The sequence below is a fragment of the Mycobacterium sp. E3198 genome (assembly GCF_001667015.1).
Taxonomy (GTDB): Bacteria; Actinomycetota; Actinomycetes; order Mycobacteriales; family Mycobacteriaceae; genus Mycobacterium.
Window position 1 is genome coordinate 1 of sequence record NZ_LZIS01000070.1, and the last position, 18878, is coordinate 18878.

The following is an 18878-nucleotide window of genomic DNA, read 5'->3' on the forward strand; positions in this document are numbered from 1 at the left end:
GGAGCTGCCGGTCCAGCAGGTGCTGGCCGACATGGAAAGCGCCGGCATCGCCGTCGACCTGCAGCTGCTGGGCGAGCTGCAAAGCCAGTTCGGCGACCAGATCCGCGACGCCGCCGAGGCGGCCTACGCCGTGATCGGCAAGCAGATCAACCTGGGCTCGCCCAAGCAGCTGCAGGTGGTGCTGTTCGACGAGCTCGGGATGCCCAAGACCAAGCGCACCAAGACCGGCTACACCACCGACGCCGACGCCCTGCAGTCGCTGTTCGACAAGACCGGGCACCCGTTCCTGCAGCACCTGCTGGCCCACCGCGACGTCACCCGGCTCAAGGTCACCGTCGACGGGTTGCTGAACTCGGTGGCCGCCGACGGCCGCATCCACACCACGTTCAACCAGACGATCGCGGCCACCGGCAGGCTGTCGTCGACCGAACCGAACCTGCAGAACATCCCGATCCGCACCGAGGAAGGCCGCCAGATCCGGGACGCGTTCGTGGTGGGCAAGGGCTTCGACGAACTGATGACGGCGGACTACAGCCAGATCGAGATGCGGATCATGGCGCACCTGTCCCGCGACGAGGGCCTGATCGAGGCGTTCAACACGGGGGAGGACCTGCACTCGTTCGTCGCCTCGCGGGCGTTCGGGGTGCCGATCGAGGAGGTCACCGCCGAGCTGCGGCGCCGGGTCAAGGCGATGTCGTACGGGCTGGCCTACGGCTTGAGCGCCTACGGGCTGTCCGCCCAGCTCAAGATCTCCACCGAGGAGGCCAAGGAGCAGATGGACGCCTACTTCGCCCGCTTCGGCGGTATCCGCGACTACCTGCACGACGTCGTCGAGCAGGCCCGCAAGGACGGCTACACCTCCACGGTGCTGGGCCGCCGCCGCTACCTGCCCGAGCTGGACAGCAGCAACCGCAACGTGCGCGAGGCGGCCGAGCGGGCGGCGCTCAACGCGCCCATCCAGGGCAGCGCGGCCGACATCATCAAGGTGGCGATGATCGAGGTCGACAAGGCGATCAAAGAGGCCGGACTGGCGTCGCGCATGCTTTTGCAGGTGCACGACGAACTGTTGTTCGAAGTCGCGCCCGGCGAGCGCGAACCCCTCGAGGCGCTGGCGCGGCAGAAGATGGGCGGCGCGTACCCCCTGGACGTTCCGCTCGAGGTGTCGGTGGGTTACGGGCGCTCCTGGGACGCCGCCGCGCATTGAGGTACCGTGAGGGCGAAAAACCGGCCGAAAATTCGCCGTGGCGTTACTTTCGCGCCAGCATCTGGTGGCCGAGTTTGTCCAGCTAGTGCCCCGTCGAGTAGCCTCGACAGGTAAATCCTGTTTTATCCCTACGACCTCACCTGTCCGGAGCAACCCAACAACATGCCGAGTCCCACCGTCACCTCGCCGCAAGTAGCCGTCAACGACATTGGCTCGAGCGAGGATTTTCTCGCCGCAATAGACAAAACGATCAAGTACTTCAACGATGGCGACATCGTCGAGGGCACGATCGTCAAAGTGGACCGGGACGAGGTGCTCCTCGACATCGGCTACAAGACCGAAGGGGTCATCCCCGCCCGCGAGCTGTCCATCAAGCACGACGTCGACCCCAACGAGGTCGTTTCCGTCGGCGATGAGGTCGAGGCCCTGGTCCTCACCAAGGAGGACAAAGAGGGCCGGCTGATCCTCTCCAAGAAGCGCGCGCAGTACGAGCGCGCCTGGGGCACCATCGAGGCCCTCAAGGAGAAGGACGAGGCCGTCAAGGGCACGGTCATCGAGGTGGTCAAGGGTGGCCTGATCCTCGACATCGGGTTGCGCGGCTTCCTGCCCGCCTCGCTGGTCGAGATGCGCCGCGTCCGCGATCTGCAGCCGTACATCGGCAAGGAGATCGAAGCCAAGATCATCGAGCTGGACAAGAACCGCAACAACGTGGTGCTGTCGCGGCGGGCCTGGCTGGAGCAGACGCAGTCCGAGGTGCGCAGCGAATTCCTCAACCAGCTGCAGAAGGGCAGCATCCGCAAGGGTGTGGTCTCCTCCATCGTCAACTTCGGCGCGTTCGTCGACCTCGGCGGCGTCGACGGCCTGGTGCACGTCTCCGAGCTGTCCTGGAAGCACATCGACCATCCGTCCGAGGTGGTGCAGGTGGGCGACGAGGTCACCGTCGAGGTGCTCGACGTCGACATGGACCGCGAGCGGGTTTCGTTGTCGCTCAAGGCGACCCAGGAAGACCCGTGGCGGCACTTCGCCCGCACGCACGCCATCGGCCAGATCGTGCCCGGCAAGGTCACCAAGCTGGTTCCGTTCGGCGCGTTCGTCCGCGTCGAGGAGGGCATCGAGGGCCTGGTGCACATCTCCGAGCTGGCCGAGCGCCACGTCGAGGTGCCCGACCAGGTGGTCGCCGTCGGCGACGACGCGATGGTCAAGGTCATCGACATCGACCTGGAGCGCCGCCGGATCTCGTTGTCGCTCAAGCAGGCCAACGAGGACTACACCGAGGAGTTCGACCCGGCGAAGTACGGCATGGCCGACAGCTACGACGAACAGGGCAACTACATCTTCCCCGAGGGCTTCGACGCCGAAACCAACGAGTGGATGGAAGGTTTCGACAAGCAGCGCGCCGAATGGGAGGCCCGCTACGCCGAGGCCGAGCGCCGGCACAAGATGCACACCGCGCAGATGGAGAAGTTCGCGGCGGCCGAGGCGGCCGGGCACGCCGGCGAACAGTCGCCGGCGAACGGCGCTCCGCCGGAGAAGGCGGCCGGCGGATCGCTGGCCAGCGACGCCCAGCTGGCCGCCCTGCGGGAAAAGCTCGCCGGCAACGCCTAACCCGGTTCACTGATGCTCCGCATCGGGTTGACCGGTGGCATCGGCGCCGGCAAGTCGGCGCTGTCGTCCACCTTCGCGACGTGCGGTGCGGTCATCGTCGACGGCGACGTCATCGCGCGCGAGGTGGTCCAGCCGGGCACCGAGGGGCTGGCGGCGCTGGTCGAGGCGTTCGGTGACGACATCCTGCTTCCCGACGGGTCGCTGGATCGTCCCGCGTTGGCGGCCAAGGCTTTTCGCGACGACGAGGCGCGTCAGAAGCTGAACGGGATCGTCCACCCGCTGGTGGGCAAGCGGCGCGCGGAGATCATCGCGTCGGTGCCCGGCGATTCGGTTGTCGTCGAAGACATTCCGCTGCTGGTGGAATCGGGGATGGCGCCGCTGTTCCCGCTCGTGGTGGTGGTGCACGCCGACGTCGAGGTGCGGGTGCGACGGCTGGTCGACCAACGCGGGATGCCCGAAGAGGACGCCCGCGCCAGGATCGCCGCCCAGGCCAGCGACGAGCAGCGCCGCGCCGTCGCCGACATCTGGGTCGACAACTCGGGCAGCCCGGAGGACCTGGTGCGGCGGGCCCACGACGTGTGGGACAACCGGATCGTGCCGTTCGCGCACAACCTCAGCGCGCGCCAGATCGCGCACGCGCCGGCACGACTGGTGCCGGCCGACCCGAGTTGGCCCGAGCAGGCGCGGCGCATCGTCAACCGGCTGCAGACGGCCTGCGGCCACCGGGCCATCCGCATCGACCACATCGGCTCCACCGCGCTGCCCGCCCTCGACGCCAAGGACGTCATCGACGTGCAGGTCACCGTCGAATCACTCGCCGTCGCCGACGAACTCGCCGAACCCTTGTTGGCCGCCGGCTACCCCCGCATCGAGCGCCTCACCTCCGACGTCGCCAAGGACGACGCCCGCAGCACCGTCGATCGGTACGACCACAGCGACGATCCGGGCCTGTGGCACAAGCGAATTCACGCCTCCGCCGACCCGGGCCGGCCGACCAACGTGCACCTGCGGGTGGACGGCTGGCCCAACCAGCAATTCGCCCTGCTGTTCGTCGCCTGGCTGCGGGCCGACGTCGGCGCGCGCGCCGACTACCTGGCCGTCAAGCTCCAGGCCGAACAAGCAGCGGGCGGTGACATCTCGTCCTACGTCGCCGCGAAGGAGCCGTGGTATCCCGACGCCTATCGGCGGGCTTGGGAGTGGGCCGACTCAACCGGATGGCAGCCCTAGCCGGGCACGGGCGCTCCGCATTGGAGCACGCCATTGTTGGGGCCCGGATTTCCGGGTGAGGTTCTGACGAGCTGGTCGACCTGCGTGAAAACGTTGTCGTCCACGTCGATCTCGCAGTGCACGTTCGCCGAGTAGGGGAAGTGCAGCACGATCCGCATGCCGGCCTGCCCCGGGTCGGGCAGCACCGTATTCGCCTCGAACGCGTTGCCGGGCATGGACGGAAGGTTGGTGGTGTTCGTCTGACCGCCGTTGATGATGAAGGCGGCCTGGCTGCCGGTGGTCAGCGCGTCGACCCGGGCGCGGTAGGTGATGTTGTGCAGGTCCGCCCGCGCGGTTGCGGGGCTTAGCTGGGAGCCCGCCGCGATCACGGTCAGGGCGACGATCGGCATCCACTTGCGCTTGCTGCGGCCCATAATTGCCGACATTACGCCGGTTGGCACCGCGGGCACCACAGCGACGTCCGGCCGCCCACCCGGCCGTGCGCGAGGCGCGCGCCGCAGCGCGGACAGGACGGGTCCGGCTCGTCGCGCACCCCGGTGAGCCACCGCGGCAGTCCCGGCACCCGGCCATGCCGCACCGACGTGCGCAGCACCGACGTCATGGCGGCGTGCAGGCGCTTGACGTCGTCGGCGTCCAAGCCGGGAACCGGGCGGTGCGGCGCGATCCGGGCCCGCCAGCAGATCTCGTCGGTGAGCAGGTTGCCCAGCCCGGCGATCACCGCCTGGTCCATCAGCGTCGATTTCACCCGACCGCGCCGGCCCGCCAGCAGATCGCGAAACGCCGCCAGGCCGATGCCCAGGGCGTCGGGGCCCTGCGGACCGGTCACCCGCGCGACGTCCGCGTCGGTGTCGGCCAGCCACACTCCGCGCAGCTTGCGCAGGTCGGCGTAGCGCAACTCCCCCCGATCCAGCGCGATCACCAGCCGCTCGTAGGGCTCTCGGGCGCCGCCGTCGGCGGCGTAGTACGGGTGCCCCGTCATCCCGCTGTGCACCAACAGCGTCGGGCCGTCCGTCGGCAGCATCAGCCACTTGCCGTGCCGCCGTGGGGAATCGAACCGCCGGCCGTCCAGGCGCCGGCCCAGCGCCGCGGCGGTGGTGTTGCGCAGCACGCCGGGATCGTGGACCCGCACCCGCCGGATTCGCCGCCCCGGCAGCGTGTCGGCCAGCCGGCGCCGAAACCCCTCCACGTCGGGCAGCTCAGGCACGAAGCTTCGCCAGGCGCCGCGCGGGGCCGGTCAGCGAGCGGGCGCGCCGGTACATGCCGGCCCACGGATCCGGCTGCCCGGCAAGCCGTTTGGGAATATCGCGGATCGTGAACCGATCCGCCCGCAGGCCGCGGGTGTCCAGCTCGTCCCACTCCAGCGGCGTCGCCACCGGCGCGCCCCGCCGGGCCCGGACCGAGTACGAGGCAACAGCGGTCTGCGCGTACGCGTTTCGCATGATGTCGAGGTACACCCGGTCGCCCCGCTTGTTCTTGCGGGCCTCCACGGTGCGATGCGCGGCGTCGTCGGCGGCCACCACCTCGGCCACACCGCGGGCGAACTGCCGCACGGTGTCGAAATCGCTGTCGGGGCGTAGCGGCGTCACGACGTGCAACCCGCGCGACCCGGTGGTCTGCACGTAACACGCCAGCCCGAGGTCGTCCAGGACGCCGGCCACCGCGCGCGCGGTCGCGCGCACCACGGCGAAGTCGCCGCCGGAGGGGTCGAGGTCGAACACCAGCCGGTCGGGGCTGTCCAGCCGCTGGCGCCGCGACTGCCACACGTGCAGCGTGACGCAGTTCTGGTTGGCCAGCCAGCGCAACGCTTCCGGGCGTTCGGCCATGGGATGCACCACGGTGTCGCCGCCCTCCTTGGGGACCCCGACGCGGCCCATCCAGTCGGGCAGCGAATCGGCGAAATCTTGTTGCACCCAGCCCTGCTCGCCGATGCCGCGCGGGAACCGTTGCACGGTGAGCGCCCTGCCCTTGAGGTGCGGCAGCATCGTGTCGGCCACCTCGCCGTAGTAGTCGACCAGTTCGCCCTTGGTGATCCCGTCCTTCGGGAACATCACCCGGTCCGGGTGGGTGACCTCGACGGCGAGGCGGGGCATCAGCGCGACTCCCGCACCACGTCCGCGGCCGCCTTGTCGGTGCGCAGGCCGAGGTAGCGCGGGTGGCGCAGCTTGCCGTCGCGCGTCCACTCGGTGAAGCCGATCTGGACCACCAGCTCGGGGCGCACCCAGCGGGCGCCGTTCTCGCGCACCAGGCCGCGGGTGAAGGGCGCGGCGTCCTGCTCGATCGGCGACAGCCGCCCGTGCAGGCGGCGCAGGGTGGCTTCGTCGAAACCGGTGCCCACCTTGCCGGCGTACACCAGGTCGCGCCCGTCGTGGTAGCCGAGCAGCAGCGCGCCCAACTCGATGCGGCTGCCTTTGGGGGCGGTGTAGCCGCCGACCACGAACTCCTGATCGCGAACGCACTTGAACTTCAACCAGTTCGGCGATCGCCGGCCGTCATACGTGGCGTCGGCCAGCTTCGCGATCACCCCCTCGTCGCCGCGCTCGCAGGCCTGCCGGTAGGCGGTGAGGCCGTCGCCGACCCGGTGGGCCGTGTAGCGCAGCGGATCGTCGAACGCGATGGCCTTGCGCAGCAACCGCTTTCGCCACAGCAACGGGACGCCGGTGGTGCATTTCCCGTCGAGGTGCATCAGGTCGAACAGGTAGTAGAAGACACGCACCGGCGACGCCCGGGCCACCTCGGGGTCGGTGATGCCCAGACGGCCCTGCAGCCGGGCGAAGCTGGTGCGGCGACCCGCGAACGCCACCACCTCGCCGTCGACGACGAACCGCGTCGTGCGCTGGGCACCGAGCGCGTCGACGAGTTCCGGGTAGCTGCCGTTGAGCGGCTGGCGGTTTCGCGACAGCAGCCGCACCCGGTCGCCATCGCGGAACGCCAGGCAGCGCATCCCGTCGAATTTGCGCTCGAAGATCCAGTGGGGATCGGAGAACCGCTTCTCGGTCAGGGTGGCCAGCGTCGGCGCCCGCCAGTCCGGCACCGGCTCGTCGCGCAGCGCCGCGCGCACGGAATCGGGCAGCGCGGCGAGGTCGGTCATGACCAGTCGTCCGCTTCTTCCTTGCGCCTGATCAGCAGCCACGTCTCCTCCTCGCCGTCCCGCACCCGGGTCAGCGAATAGCAGCAGCGCAGCCGCTCGCCGCTCAGCCGGAACGAAAGATGCCCGCAATCAAGGCATTCGGCCATGTCGTACCGCGTCACGTTGGCGTAGGTGCCGCTGTCGGCGACGACGACGTCCCGCGCGGCGTCGTTGAGCGGTCGGTCGTCGGTGCGGCGGGCCAGCCGCCCGTCCTTGGGTATCGTCCACGACACCAGCACGCCGTCGATCTCCAGGCGAAGGTCGTAGTGGTCGCTGCCGGCCGCGTCGTGCTGGAGGACGAAACACGGCTGGCCGCCGGACCGGCGTCTGCGCCGGTAGTCGGTCAAGCTCAAGCGCATCCCCTGGGAATACCCGTCGGTAATGTGCGGAAACGACCGGGAAACGGCGCGCAAACGGCTAGCTGCCATGCCAGGTCAGCTCCATGCCGTGGGTGGCCAGCCACCGGCAAAGGTCATAGTCGTTGCCGGCCAGGCCCTCGACGGCCGTCACGGCGCGCCGCACCGCCCGCTCGGCGACCTCCGCCGTCAGCAGGCCGTGGCGCGTGGCTTCCAACAGTTCGTCGACGTCGGCCAGCGCCGCCCCGGAGCCGGTGCGGACCTCGATGTCGAGGTAGTGGTCCTCTGAACGCCACACGTGCCGGCCGGGTGTGTATTCGCCCACATCGAGGTAGTAGTCGTGGTCGCGTTCGTGGCCGGGGTTGAAGTGAAAGACGGTGGCGCGCAAGCCCAGCGACGGCAGCAGCCACGACTCGAGGTAGCGGAACTGGGTGCGGCCCGGGGTGGGGCGGGCCAGGTAGAGGCCCCACGGCCGCACGACGTACTCGTCGACGGCCCGCACAATGCCTTTCGGATCGGTGTTGGTGCGGTCGACCAGGTCGAACGTCTCGTGCTTCGGCGGATGGATGGTCCCACCCTATCGGCGTAACCGGATCTTCCATCGCACGAAGCCGGCGTAGCACAGCGACAGCGCGGCCAGCATGCCGATGTCGAGCAGCCAAACCGTCGAGGTGTGCTCCCAGAACCGGTCCTGGGACACCAGCGAACCGGGCACCAGGTTGCGCAGGTCGACCGTCGCCGCCGCCGCGGCGTAGCCCCAGCGGGCGGGCATCGCGAAGGACAGCTGGTCGAGCCCGAGCCGGCCGGTCACCGGGACCATGCCGCCGCACAGCACCAGCTGCGCCATCACCGTCACCACGAACAGCGGCATGATCTGTTCGCTGGAGCGGACCAGCGACGAGATGGCCAGCCCGAGGATGGCCGAGGCGACGCAGGTCGCCGCGACGGTGACGAACAGTTCGGCGGTGGCGCCGAAGGTCGAATGCCCGAACAGGACGCCGCCACGGCTCGGGGCGCTCTTGCCGATCACCACGATCGCGGTGATGATCGCCGATTGCAGAATCGCGAACCCGCAGAACACCGCGGTTTTGGCGAGCAGGTAGGCGGTGGTCGACAACCCGACCGCCTGCTCGCGCTGGAAGATGGCGCGCTCGCCGACCAGGTCGCGGATGGTCAGCGCGGTGCCCATGAACGCGGCGGCGGGCAGCAGCAGGGCGAGTATCTGTGCGGCTTCGTCGGGTGTCCCGGCGTTCGGGCCGGGCGCGTGAAACCCGTTGCCGCCCGGAACGGTCAGCGACAGCGACCCCAGGATGAACGGCAACAGCGCCAGGAACACGAAGTAGGCGCGGTCGGCGACGACCAGGCGGACCTGCCGGCGCGCGACCGTCGAAATCTGCCGCCGCACGCTGGTGTGCACCGGTTCGCCCAGCGCCCCCGGCTCGTCGGCCTTGTCCGGCACCAGCTTCTGCGGCCGCTTCTGGGCGTCGCGCTGCTCCAGGAACCGCCGGTTGGCCTCCTCGGGGTCCGCCCCCACCTGGGTGAAGATCTTGGCCCAGTTCGTGGTGCCCATCGCGTCACCGATCTGGTCCGGCGGCCCGAAGTAGGCGGTCTTGCCGCCGGGCGCCACCAGCAGCAACTGGTCGCACACGTCGAGGTAGGACAGCATGTGCGTCACCACGATCACGACGCGGCCGGCGTCGGCCAGCTGGCGCAGCATCGTCATCACCTGGTGGTCCAGCGCCGGGTCGAGGCCCGACGTGGGCTCGTCGAGGATCAGCAGCGACGGGCCGGTGAGCAGCTCGAGCGCCACCGAGGCCCGCTTGCGCTGGCCGCCGGAGAGCTTGTCGACGCGGGTGTCGGCGTGCTTGGTCAGGTCGAGCTCGTCGAGGACCTGGGCGACCACCTTGGCCCGGTCGGCCTTGCTGGTGTCCGGGGGCAGCCGCAGCTCCGCGGCGTAGCCCAGCGCCTGGTTGACCGTGAGCTGGCGGTGGACCACGTCGTCCTGGGGCACCATGCCGATCCGGCTGCGCAACGACGCGTACTCGGTGTGGATGTTGTGGCCTTCGAAGGTCACCGATCCCGACGTCGGGGTGGTGTAGCCGGCGATCAGCCGGGCCAGCGTGCTCTTGCCGGCGCCCGAGCCGCCTATTACGGCGGTGAGCGTCCCCGGACGCGCGGTCAGCGAGATGTCGTCGAGCAGCTGCTTGCCGTTGTCGACGACGTAGCGGACGTTGCGCACCTCGAGGCCGCCGGTGCGGGTCGCGGCCTCGCTGCGCTGGACCAGGGTGCCGCCGCGGAATACCAGGTCGACGTTGCCGATGGTGACGATGTCGTCGTCGGTCAGGATCGCCGACCCGACCCGGGTCCCGTTGACGAACGTCCCGTTGATGCTGTTGTCGCGAATCTCGGTCCCCAGTGGGGTCTGCAGCAGCGTCGCGTGATGACGGGACGCCAGCACGTCGTACACGACGATGTCGCTTTCGGCCGCGCGGCCGATCGTCATGGCGCCGGCCGTGCCGGCGGCGGCCGACAGTCGCGGCGAGAGCAGCTTGACAAAGCGGGTGGCCAGGTTCGACACGTCGGCCGTCTTGGCGTCGATCACGGTGGACTCGGCGGGCGGCGGCGCGTCGGGCGGAGCCGTCGGGGCGTGGACGACCGTCATCGGGTCGGGCGGCGCGGCACGCAGCGGCCCTCCGGCCGGTGGCATCCCCGACGTCTGGATCCGCGCCGGCGGCGCCACCGGCGGCCTGGGCGGGGGCGGCCCGGGCGGTGGGGCCGGCGGCCTGGGCGGCATCGGGCGCGGCGCGGCGGGCGGGGGACCGCCCCACGCGGGCTGGCTGAGCGGCCGGCTTCCGGTCTGACCGCGCGGCGGCGCCGTCGGGTTGGTCTGTTCCGGCAGCGACGACCACGCCAGGGTAGGCGGCCCGGAGTCCCGCGCCGGCCTCGGCTGGGGCGGCCGGTTGGTCTGGCCCTGCTGCGGCCCGACCGCGAAGGTCAGCCGCGGTCCCTGCGGGTTGCCGACGTTGATGCTCTGGCCGTCGTGGATGTCGATGACCGGCATCCGGTAGCCGTTGACGTAGGTTCCGTTGAGCGAGCCGTTGTCGATCGCCAGCCACCGGCCCTGGTCGAACCGCACGATCAGGTGCGCACGGGAGATCCGCGGATCCGGAATCCGCATGTCGGCGTTGGCGTCACGCCCGACCACCACCTCCTGGCCGGCCGCGAACGAGCGTTGAGACCCGTCGTGCCGAATGGTCAGGACAGGCGGGGCGGGTCGGGTCACATAGTCAAGTATCGGTCCGCGCTATGAGTGGTCCGCATGGGACTCGCCTGTGATTTCCCTTTATTTCGGTGCGGCCACTCAAAGCTGATTCATAGCCTGCTGAGACCCGCCGCCCACCGGCATCCGGCATGATTCCAGCGTGAGGGGAGTTACAGGAGGGGACAACCGTTGACGCACGGACACAAGGGGACGACCCGGCGCATTGACGTCGGGCGACGGCTGCTGAGCAATCCGCGCTCGGCCCGCGAGGCCCTGCGCGCGGGCTTCGAGTCGATACCCTCGGCGACCGTCGCGCACCTGTTTCGCCGCATCCCGCCCGTCAGCTCCACCCCGAACGCCGAGCCCGTGTCGGCGCCGCCCGCCGAGGTCAGCGGGTCGCGCCTCGCGCTGAGCAGCGGCGCGCCGTTCGCCGGCTACACGATCCTGCGCCAGCTGGGCGCCGGCGGCATGGCGGAGGTCTATCTGGCGTTGCACCCGCGGTTGCCGCGACGCGACGTGATCAAGGTCCTCGCCGAGGCGGTCACCGCGGATCAAGAGTTCCGGGAGAGGTTCAACCGGGAGGCCGACCTCGCGGCGACGCTGTGGCACCCGCACATCGTCGGCGTCCACGATCGCGGCGAATTCGACGGCCAGCTCTGGATTTCCATGGACTATGTCGAGGGCACCGACGCCGCCCGGCTGGTCAAGGAGCGTTATCAGGACGGGATGCCGCTCGACGAGGTGTGCGCGATCGTGCAGGCCGTCGCGGGCGCGCTCGACTTCGCGCACGACCGCGGCCTGCTGCACCGCGACGTCAAACCCGCCAACATCCTGCTCACCCACCCCGAGTACGGGGAGCGCCGAATCCTGTTGGCGGACTTCGGCGTCGCGCGCCACCTGGCCAACATCAGCGGCATCACCGAGACGAACGTCGCGGTGGGAACGGTGGCCTACGCCGCGCCCGAACAGCTGACGGGTTCCAACATCGACGGTCGCGCCGACCAATACGCGTTGGCCGCCACGGCTTTTCACCTGCTGACCGGTGCGCCGCCCTTCCGGCACTCCAACCCGGTCGCGGTGATCAGCCAGCATTTGCACGAGGATCCGCCCCGGCTCAGCGATTACCGCCCCGAGCTGGCGCACCTCGACGACGTATTCTTCAAGGCCCTCGCCAAGCAGCCCGAGGACCGCTTCGACCGGTGCCGCGCGTTCGCCGCCGCGATCAGCGAACAGTTGGACGGCGATGCCGAGGCGGACCCCGGCACCGCTCCGACGAAGCCTGCGCGCAAGTTTTCGTCGCGCGCCCGGTGGGCGACCGCGTTGCTGTGCGCGGTGCTGATCGCCGTCGCCGCGACCTGGTCGCTCCTGTATTCGTTTCAGCCGGAGAGTCCCGCGCCCAGCGTCCCGGCGCTGGCCTCGCGGCCCTCGGTCCCCGCACCCAGCGCCGCGCCCGCGAAGCCCGGGGGACCGGTCGAAAACGGCACCTTCAAGTTGACCTTCGACCGAACCAAGCTGACCGGCAACGGCATCCCGATCCGCCACGACGGGGCCAGCACCGCCTGGTGGGCCTTCCGTTGGGTGTGCACCGCCACAAACGGGTGCGCGGCCACCGGCACCCAGCTCGACGACGCCAACCACCAGGTCGCCGCCACCACGGACGGCGGCCAGACGGACACGCTGCACTTCATCTCCGGCTACTGGCAGGGCGCGCCGCAGCAGGAACGCGTCGGCTGCACACAGCCGAACGGACAAGTCACCGCCACCCAGCAAGAAACCATCGCCTGGTCGTTGGCCCCACAGGCCGACGGCTCGCTACGCGGCACGCAAACCGAGACGGTCCTGACCAACGAGTGCGGGGCCCAGGGGGCGGTGGTACGGGTGCCCATGGTGGCCACCCGGGTCGGTGACGCCCCGGCCGGCGTGGCCCTGGCCGATCCCAACCAACTGCTCAGCGCCTCGAACGCGCAGTCCGACTCTGCACCGCCCGTACTCGGCGGGCCGTGCGGCGACGTCGACAAGCTCGCCTACGACCCGACCACCAACCAGCAGGTCGTCTGCGAGGGCAGCGCCTGGGCCAAGGCGCCGATCACGATGGGGGTGCACGCCTCCGGTAGCTCATGCAACCGGCCGAACACCTCGGTGTTCGCGATGTCCACCTCGAACGACGGCTATCTGCTGCAGTGCGATCCCGTCACTCGCACCTGGACGCGCCCGTCGGCGTAGGTCTTTGGCCGACTCGCTTCCGCGTCGGAGAATTGACCAATCGGCGACTCGGGAATCCGGTAGCACATGCGCTACCGCAATCGCGGATCGAGTGGTGGTGTGTCCGAGTTATCCATGTGGACAATGTGACTGACTTTCGCTGCGTCACAGCGTGAATAGACTTTCGCCTATGCAGCTGTTGCGGGTGGACACTGCGGCCGTCCAGGGCATGGCGGGCCGGTGGGCGGCGTCGGCGGGTCAACTTAACGAAGCTGTCGCCCCGGACGGAATCGGTATGTCGTGGCAGGCCAGCGCGGCCGCGGTGGCCGCCGCTCACGCCGAGGTCACGGCATTCACCGAAGCGCTGGCCACTCGGGTCGTCGGCCACGCCGCTCATGCCGGCGAAGCGAATTCCGGCTACCTTGCCAACGAAGCGGACGCGGCGCACGCGATGGCTACGCTGATGCCGCCGGTGACCGGCGTGTAGCGATGGCGGCGGTTGCGGGGATTCCCAGCCTTTCGCAACTGGTGGTCTGGCCCACGGAGCATTTGACCGAGGCGGCTGAGCACTGGGATGCCGTGGCCGGGCGCAGTTACGCGGTGGCCAACCAGGTGTGGCGCGATGCGCTCTCGGTTGATTGGCACGGCGAGGGTGCCGAGGCGCTGCGCACCGCGACGCACGCCGACATGATGACCACCGGCGCCGTCGCCGACCAGCTGCAAGCGGCGGCCGAAGTTGCCCGCAGCGGCGCCTCGGATCTGGTTGCGGCCCGTTCGCGGCTGCGCTATGCGATCCAAGACGCCAACGCCGCCGGATTCGATATGTATGAAGACATGTCGGTCGTAGACCGCTCGACAGGCGGTCCGGTCGCGGAGCGCGCCGCGCGGCAAGCCAAGGCGCAGACGTTCGCGGCCGACATCCGCCAACGCGCCGCGCAACTGGTCGCCCTCGATCAACAGGTAGCGGGGCGAGTAACGACTGCGATGGCCGGAATCCGCGAAGCGTGCCCACGGAAAACTGATCTCCAGGCCGTCGACAACCACACCTTCAAACAGGACCCGCCGCCTGGTCCGCCGGGCCCGCCGGGCGATCCGTTTGCGGGCTGGACCGATGAGCAGAAACAGCAAGTTGCTATCGAAATCGCGCACGGTCATGCGTTGGACAAGCATGCGGAGGATTTTCCGAAAGGATGGACCGAGCGAGACCTGGCCCGCTGGATTTATGAGTCGATGAATGACCCCAAAACGCGTTTTGGCAGCGATATCGATTCGGGCGCATTGACGCTGCTCCGCGATGGCAAGATCATTCAAATCAATCCAAGGGGTCGAGACTACGGCACCACTTATGCGCCTCAGCCGCGTCCTGGCAGTACATGGCGAACCCCGCAGGATTATTTTGAGCAGCGCACCCGCCCAGTCGAGCCCTTGCCGCCTCCTGCGCCAGGGCGGCTGCCTCCCGTTGCTCCCGGTGAGATGGCACCCCCCGGGCCCGCCGCACAACCGCCGCGTGCCCCGCAGACCGGACCACCACCGCCGAAAGAGGCAATGCCTGCGCCAAAACCGGCACCTCCGGTGCAGGGAGGGAAAGGACCGGCCGTTGTTGGCGGACCCGCCGCCACGCCTTTCGGTCCTACGCTGGTCCCGCCGCCGCACGCTGGCCATCACCACCCGCCAGTGCTCGGTGATATGGACCCCAACCCTTGGGACCACGGTGAATGATTCGCGATCGAGTGGAATCGGATAGTTCGATGGGAGCCGTCCGGCGGCTTGCCACCGGATACGCGCACGCCAAGCGGTCCCTAGTGGCAGACCCGGAAGTGGGCGACTAGTGAATCTCCTCGCCAGTACGCTTTCGGCCACCCGCCGGGAACAATAGCTTGGCGCGCCGGTAGCCGCCGATTTTGCGCTGCAGGCCGCGAAGCAGGGTCAAGGCATCGGCGTCAGAGAAGCTCGTCACGGCGTCGAAGTCCAAACCCGCTCCGATCAGGTCGCTTGCCCAAGTGACTTCAGTCAGAAACAGCACCCGCGCCCAATCCAGATCGGTCAGTGCCTCGTGGTCGGTGACCGCATGCTCGAGCCGTAGGGTGAGCGCGCCGAATTCCTCCCAGGTTCGTAACCCGAGCACCTGGAATGGAAACGGCTGACCAGCCGCCGACGACTCCCACTGGCGCAAGGTTTGCCGAATGAAATTGCGTTCGTCCTTGGTCAGGTCGACCACCACCAAGTCTGAAGAACTTGTCATCGAATCGATCCTAAGGCCAGACCCCCGACAGAGAAGGCGCCGCGACCAGCGCCGGGCCACTTGTCGGTGCGCGCCTCTACCCTGGTGGCATGGCCTTTGCCACTGAACACCCGGTAATCGCGCATTCGGAATACCGCCCCGCCGCAGAAGAGGTGGCGGGGCTGGTGCGCGCCGGCGGCCGCTTCGAGGTCGTCAGCCCGCACGCCCCGGCCGGTGACCAGCCCGCGGCCATCGACGAGCTGGAGCGCCGGATCCGGGCGGGGGAGCGCGACGTGGTGCTGCTCGGCGCCACCGGCACCGGGAAGTCGGCCACCACCGCCTGGCTCATCGAGCGGCTACAGCGCCCCACCCTGGTGATGGCGCCGAACAAGACGCTGGCCGCCCAGCTGGCCAACGAGCTGCGAGAGATGTTGCCGCACAACGCCGTCGAGTACTTCGTGTCGTACTACGACTACTACCAGCCCGAGGCGTACATCGCGCAGACCGACACCTACATCGAGAAGGACAGCTCGATCAACGACGACGTGGAGCGCTTAAGGCACTCGGCGACGTCGTCGCTGCTGTCGCGCCGCGATGTCGTGGTGGTGGCGTCGGTGTCGTGCATCTACGGCCTGGGCACGCCGCAGTCCTACCTGGACCGCTCCGTCGAGCTGCGGGTCGGCACCGAGGTGCCGCGGGACGGGTTGCTGCGGCTGCTGGTCGACGTGCAGTACACCCGCAACGACCTGTCCTTCACCCGCGGCTCGTTCCGGGTGCGCGGCGACACCGTGGAGATCATCCCGTCCTACGAGGAGCTCGCGGTCCGCATCGAGTTCTTCGGCGACGAGGTCGAGGCGCTGTACTACCTGCATCCGTTGACGGGCGAGGTGATCCGCCAGGTCGACTCGCTGCGGATTTTCCCCGCCACCCACTACGTGGCCGGCCCCGAGCGGATGGCCCACGCGATCTCCACCATCGAGGGGGAACTCGCCGAGCGGCTCGCCGAATTCGAAAGCCAGGGAAAGCTTTTGGAGGCCCAGCGGCTGCGGATGCGCACCAACTACGACATCGAGATGATGCGCCAGGTGGGGTTCTGCTCGGGCATCGAGAACTACTCCCGCCACATCGACGGCCGGGGGCCCGGCTCGCCGCCGGCGACGCTGCTCGACTACTTCCCCGAAGACTTCTTGATGGTCATCGACGAGTCGCACGTCACGGTGCCGCAGATCGGCGGCATGTACGAGGGCGACATGTCGCGCAAGCGCAACCTGGTCGAATACGGCTTCCGGTTGCCGTCCGCGTGCGACAACCGCCCGCTGACCTGGGAGGAGTTCGCCGACCGGATCGGTCAGACGGTCTACCTGTCGGCCACGCCCGGCCCCTACGAGCTCAGCCAGTCCGGCGGCGAGTTCGTCGAGCAGGTGATCCGGCCCACCGGGCTGGTCGATCCGAAGGTCGTGGTCAAGCCCACCAAGGGCCAGATCGACGACCTGATCGGCGAGATCCGCCAGCGCGCCGCCGCCGACCAGCGGGTGCTCGTCACGACGCTGACCAAGAAGATGGCCGAGGACCTCACCGACTACCTGCTGGAGATGGGCATCCGAGTGCGCTACCTGCATTCCGAGGTCGACACGCTGCGACGGGTGGAGCTGCTGCGGCAGCTGCGGCTGGGGGAATACGACGTGCTGGTCGGCATCAACCTGCTGCGCGAGGGCCTGGACCTGCCGGAGGTGTCGCTGGTGGCGATCCTCGACGCCGACAAGGAGGGCTTCCTGCGGTCGACGCGCAGCCTGATCCAGACCATCGGCCGCGCCGCCCGCAACGTGTCCGGCGAGGTGCACATGTACGCCGACTCGATGACCGACTCGATGAAGGAGGCCATCGACGAGACCGAACGGCGCCGGGCCAAGCAGATCGCCTACAACGAGGCCAACGGCATCGACCCGCAGCCGCTGCGCAAGAAGATCGCCGACATCCTCGACCAGGTCTACCGCGAGGCCGACGACACCGAAACGGTCGAAATCGGCTCCGGCCGCAGCATGTCCCGCGGCCGCCGCGCCCAGGGTGAGCCCGGCCGCGCGGTCAGCGCCGGCGTGTTCGAGGGCCGCGACACGTCGAACATGCCCCGCGCCGAACTGGCCGACCTGATCAAGGACCTCACCGCGCAGATGATGGCGGCCGCCCGTGACTTGCAGTTCGAGCTCGCGGCGCGGTTCCGCGACGAGATCGCCGACCTGAAAAAGGAACTGCGCGGGATGGACGCCGCCGGCCTGAAGTGACCCACACCGCGAATGCCACCGGCGGCTGGCGCGAGCTGCTGGGCGCCAGGCATCTGGGCACGTCGGTCGTGCTGGCCGGCGGCGTCGGGCTGTACGCCACCAACGAGTTCCTGACCATCAGCCTGCTGCCCAACACCGTCGCCGAGATCGGCGGCAGCCGCCTCTACGCGTGGGTGACCACCCTCTACCTGGTCGGGTCGGTGGTGGCGGCGACCATGGTCAACCCGATGCTGGTACGCGTCGGGGCGCGCCCGTCGTACCTGATGGGCCTGGCCGTGTTCGGTGTCTCCAGCCTGGCCTGCGGGGCGGCGCCCAACATGGGGGTGCTGATCGCCGCGCGCGCCCTGCAGGGCGTGGCCGGCGGGCTGCTGGCCGGCCTGGGCTACGCGGTCATCAACGCGGCGCTGCCGCGCTCGCTGTGGACCCGGGCCTCCGCGCTGGTGTCGGCGATGTGGGGGGTCGCGACGGTGGTCGGGCCCGCGACGGGCGGCCTGTTCGCGCAGTTCGGGTTGTGGCGGTGGGCGTTCGTCGCGATGGCGATCCTGACGGCGCTGATGGCGACGCTGGTCCCCGTCGCGCTGCCCGCGGGCCGGGTCGGCGCGGGCGCGGAGACGCCGGTGCTGCGGGTGCCGGTGTGGTCGCTGGTGCTGATCGGCGCGGCGGCGCTGGCGGTCAGCGTCGCGCAGATCCCGCACCACATCGTCGCGACCGCGGGGCTCCTCGTGGCCGGCGTCGTCCTGGCGGGACTGTTCGCGGTCGTCGACCGGCGGATGCGCGCGGCGGTGTTGCCGCCCAGCGTGTTCGGGCCCGGACCCTTGAAGTGGATCTACCTGACCATGGGCCTGCTGATGGTCGGGGCGATGGTGGACACGTACGTGCCGCTGTTCGGTCAGCGACTGGGGCATCTGACGCCGGTGGCGGCCGGATTCCTCGGTGCGGCGCTGGCGGTCGGCTGGACGGTCTCGGAGATCGTCAGCGCGTCGCTTCAGAGCCCGCGGGCGATCGGTCGGGTGATCGCGGTCGCACCGGTGGTGGTGGCGTCGGGCCTGGCGCTGGGCGCGCTCACCCAGCGCGACAACGCGTCGGCCGGGGTGGTCGCGGCCTGGACGCTCGCGTTGCTGGTGGCCGGAATCGGGATCGGGATGGCCTGGCCCCATTTGTCCGTGCGCGCAATGGATTCCGTCAACGACCCGGCCGAGGGCGTCGCCGCGGCCGCGGCGATCAACACGGTGCAGCTCGTCTCCGGGGCGTTCGGCGCGGGGGTGGCGGGCGTGGTGGTCAACACGACTCAGGGCGGCGAGGCGATGGCGGCCCGCTGGTTGTTCGCCGTGTTCACCGCGCTGACCGCGGCGGGTGTGGTGGCTTCCTATCGCGCCACCCGCGGCGGCCGCTGAG

General features: G+C 69.5%; 16 protein-coding genes. 8 read left to right on the plus strand and 8 right to left on the minus strand.

Going from position 1 to position 18878, the window contains the following annotated elements; genetic code table 11:
* The 3 genes from polA to coaE form a co-directional block, all read left to right on the plus strand.
* On the plus strand, nucleotides 1-1204 hold a 1204-nt coding region (polA, locus tag A5673_RS08230), incomplete at its 5' end, for a DNA polymerase I (RefSeq protein WP_068229696.1).
* A gap of 162 nt (nucleotides 1205-1366) precedes the next feature.
* Complete coding sequence (gene rpsA, locus A5673_RS08235; RefSeq protein ID WP_068229697.1) at nucleotides 1367-2809, plus strand: 30S ribosomal protein S1; 1443 nt, start codon at nucleotides 1367-1369, stop codon at nucleotides 2807-2809.
* Nucleotides 2810-2821: 12 nt separating this feature from the next.
* Entirely contained in the window at nucleotides 2822-4036 is a 1215-nt protein-coding gene (gene coaE / locus A5673_RS08240; protein WP_068229700.1) for a dephospho-CoA kinase, read from the plus strand.
* On the opposite strand, the gene A5673_RS08245 is transcribed toward coaE, so the two are convergent.
* The 7 genes from A5673_RS08245 to A5673_RS08275 all read right to left on the minus strand — a co-directional run bounded on the left by A5673_RS08245 (nucleotide 4033) and on the right by A5673_RS08275 (nucleotide 10802).
* Nucleotides 4033-4449 carry a hypothetical protein gene (locus A5673_RS08245; RefSeq protein WP_068229701.1) on the minus strand — a complete coding sequence of 139 codons (417 nt, stop codon included), beginning with the start codon at nucleotides 4447-4449 and terminating at the stop codon, nucleotides 4033-4035. The two genes, coaE and A5673_RS08245, sit on opposite strands and share 4 nt — an antisense overlap.
* An 11-nt stretch (nucleotides 4450-4460) precedes the next feature.
* Nucleotides 4461-5240 carry an Fpg/Nei family DNA glycosylase gene (locus A5673_RS08250; RefSeq protein WP_068229702.1) on the minus strand — a complete coding sequence of 260 codons (780 nt, stop codon included), beginning with the start codon at nucleotides 5238-5240 and terminating at the stop codon, nucleotides 4461-4463.
* Nucleotides 5233-6126 carry a non-homologous end-joining DNA ligase gene (gene ligD / locus A5673_RS08255; RefSeq protein WP_068229704.1) on the minus strand — a complete coding sequence of 298 codons (894 nt, stop codon included), beginning with the start codon at nucleotides 6124-6126 and terminating at the stop codon, nucleotides 5233-5235. The genes A5673_RS08250 and ligD (A5673_RS08255) overlap by 8 nt, the downstream gene beginning before the upstream one ends.
* Complete coding sequence (ligD, locus tag A5673_RS08260) at nucleotides 6126-7124, minus strand: non-homologous end-joining DNA ligase (RefSeq protein WP_068229707.1); 999 nt, start codon at nucleotides 7122-7124, stop codon at nucleotides 6126-6128. Before ligD (A5673_RS08260) ends, ligD (A5673_RS08255) begins: the two co-directional genes overlap by 1 nt.
* Nucleotides 7121-7516, minus strand: coding sequence for a DNA polymerase ligase N-terminal domain-containing protein (locus A5673_RS08265; protein ID WP_231970944.1), 396 nt, complete (start codon nucleotides 7514-7516; stop codon nucleotides 7121-7123). The genes ligD (A5673_RS08260) and A5673_RS08265 overlap by 4 nt, the downstream gene beginning before the upstream one ends.
* Before the next feature lie 64 nt (nucleotides 7517-7580).
* On the minus strand, nucleotides 7581-8021 hold the full coding sequence (locus A5673_RS08270; RefSeq protein WP_068229711.1) for a DUF402 domain-containing protein: 441 nt from the start codon (nucleotides 8019-8021) through the stop codon (nucleotides 7581-7583).
* Between the two features lie 75 nt (nucleotides 8022-8096).
* Nucleotides 8097-10802, minus strand: a complete 2706-nt coding sequence (locus A5673_RS08275; RefSeq protein WP_082958615.1) for an ATP-binding cassette domain-containing protein — start codon at nucleotides 10800-10802, stop codon at nucleotides 8097-8099.
* Nucleotides 10803-10970: 168 nt separating this feature from the next.
* On the opposite strand from A5673_RS08275, the gene A5673_RS08280 reads away from it, so the two are divergent.
* The 3 genes from A5673_RS08280 to A5673_RS29490 all read left to right on the plus strand — a co-directional run bounded on the left by A5673_RS08280 (nucleotide 10971) and on the right by A5673_RS29490 (nucleotide 14702).
* Complete coding sequence (locus A5673_RS08280; RefSeq protein ID WP_068229713.1) at nucleotides 10971-13004, plus strand: serine/threonine-protein kinase; 2034 nt, start codon at nucleotides 10971-10973, stop codon at nucleotides 13002-13004.
* 169 nt (nucleotides 13005-13173) lie between these two features.
* Nucleotides 13174-13470 (plus strand): hypothetical protein, encoded by a 297-nt coding sequence (locus tag A5673_RS08285; protein WP_068229714.1) that lies wholly within the window; start codon nucleotides 13174-13176, stop codon nucleotides 13468-13470.
* 2 nt (nucleotides 13471-13472) lie between these two features.
* Nucleotides 13473-14702, plus strand: coding sequence for a hypothetical protein (locus tag A5673_RS29490; RefSeq protein ID WP_197518325.1), 1230 nt, complete (start codon nucleotides 13473-13475; stop codon nucleotides 14700-14702).
* A 106-nt stretch (nucleotides 14703-14808) separates the two neighbouring features.
* Here the strand turns inward: A5673_RS29490 and A5673_RS08290 are convergent, their stop codons facing one another.
* Nucleotides 14809-15225 carry a hypothetical protein gene (locus tag A5673_RS08290; protein ID WP_231970945.1) on the minus strand — a complete coding sequence of 139 codons (417 nt, stop codon included), beginning with the start codon at nucleotides 15223-15225 and terminating at the stop codon, nucleotides 14809-14811.
* A gap of 89 nt (nucleotides 15226-15314) precedes the next feature.
* Between A5673_RS08290 and uvrB the strand changes: the two genes are divergently transcribed.
* Together uvrB and A5673_RS08300 are read left to right on the plus strand one after the other, a co-directional pair.
* Nucleotides 15315-17483 (plus strand): excinuclease ABC subunit UvrB, encoded by a 2169-nt coding sequence (gene uvrB, locus A5673_RS08295; protein ID WP_068229716.1) that lies wholly within the window; start codon nucleotides 15315-15317, stop codon nucleotides 17481-17483.
* Complete coding sequence (locus tag A5673_RS08300) at nucleotides 17480-18877, plus strand: MFS transporter (protein ID WP_068229717.1); 1398 nt, start codon at nucleotides 17480-17482, stop codon at nucleotides 18875-18877. The genes uvrB and A5673_RS08300 overlap by 4 nt, the downstream gene beginning before the upstream one ends.
* Nucleotide 18878: the final 1 nt, after the last annotated feature.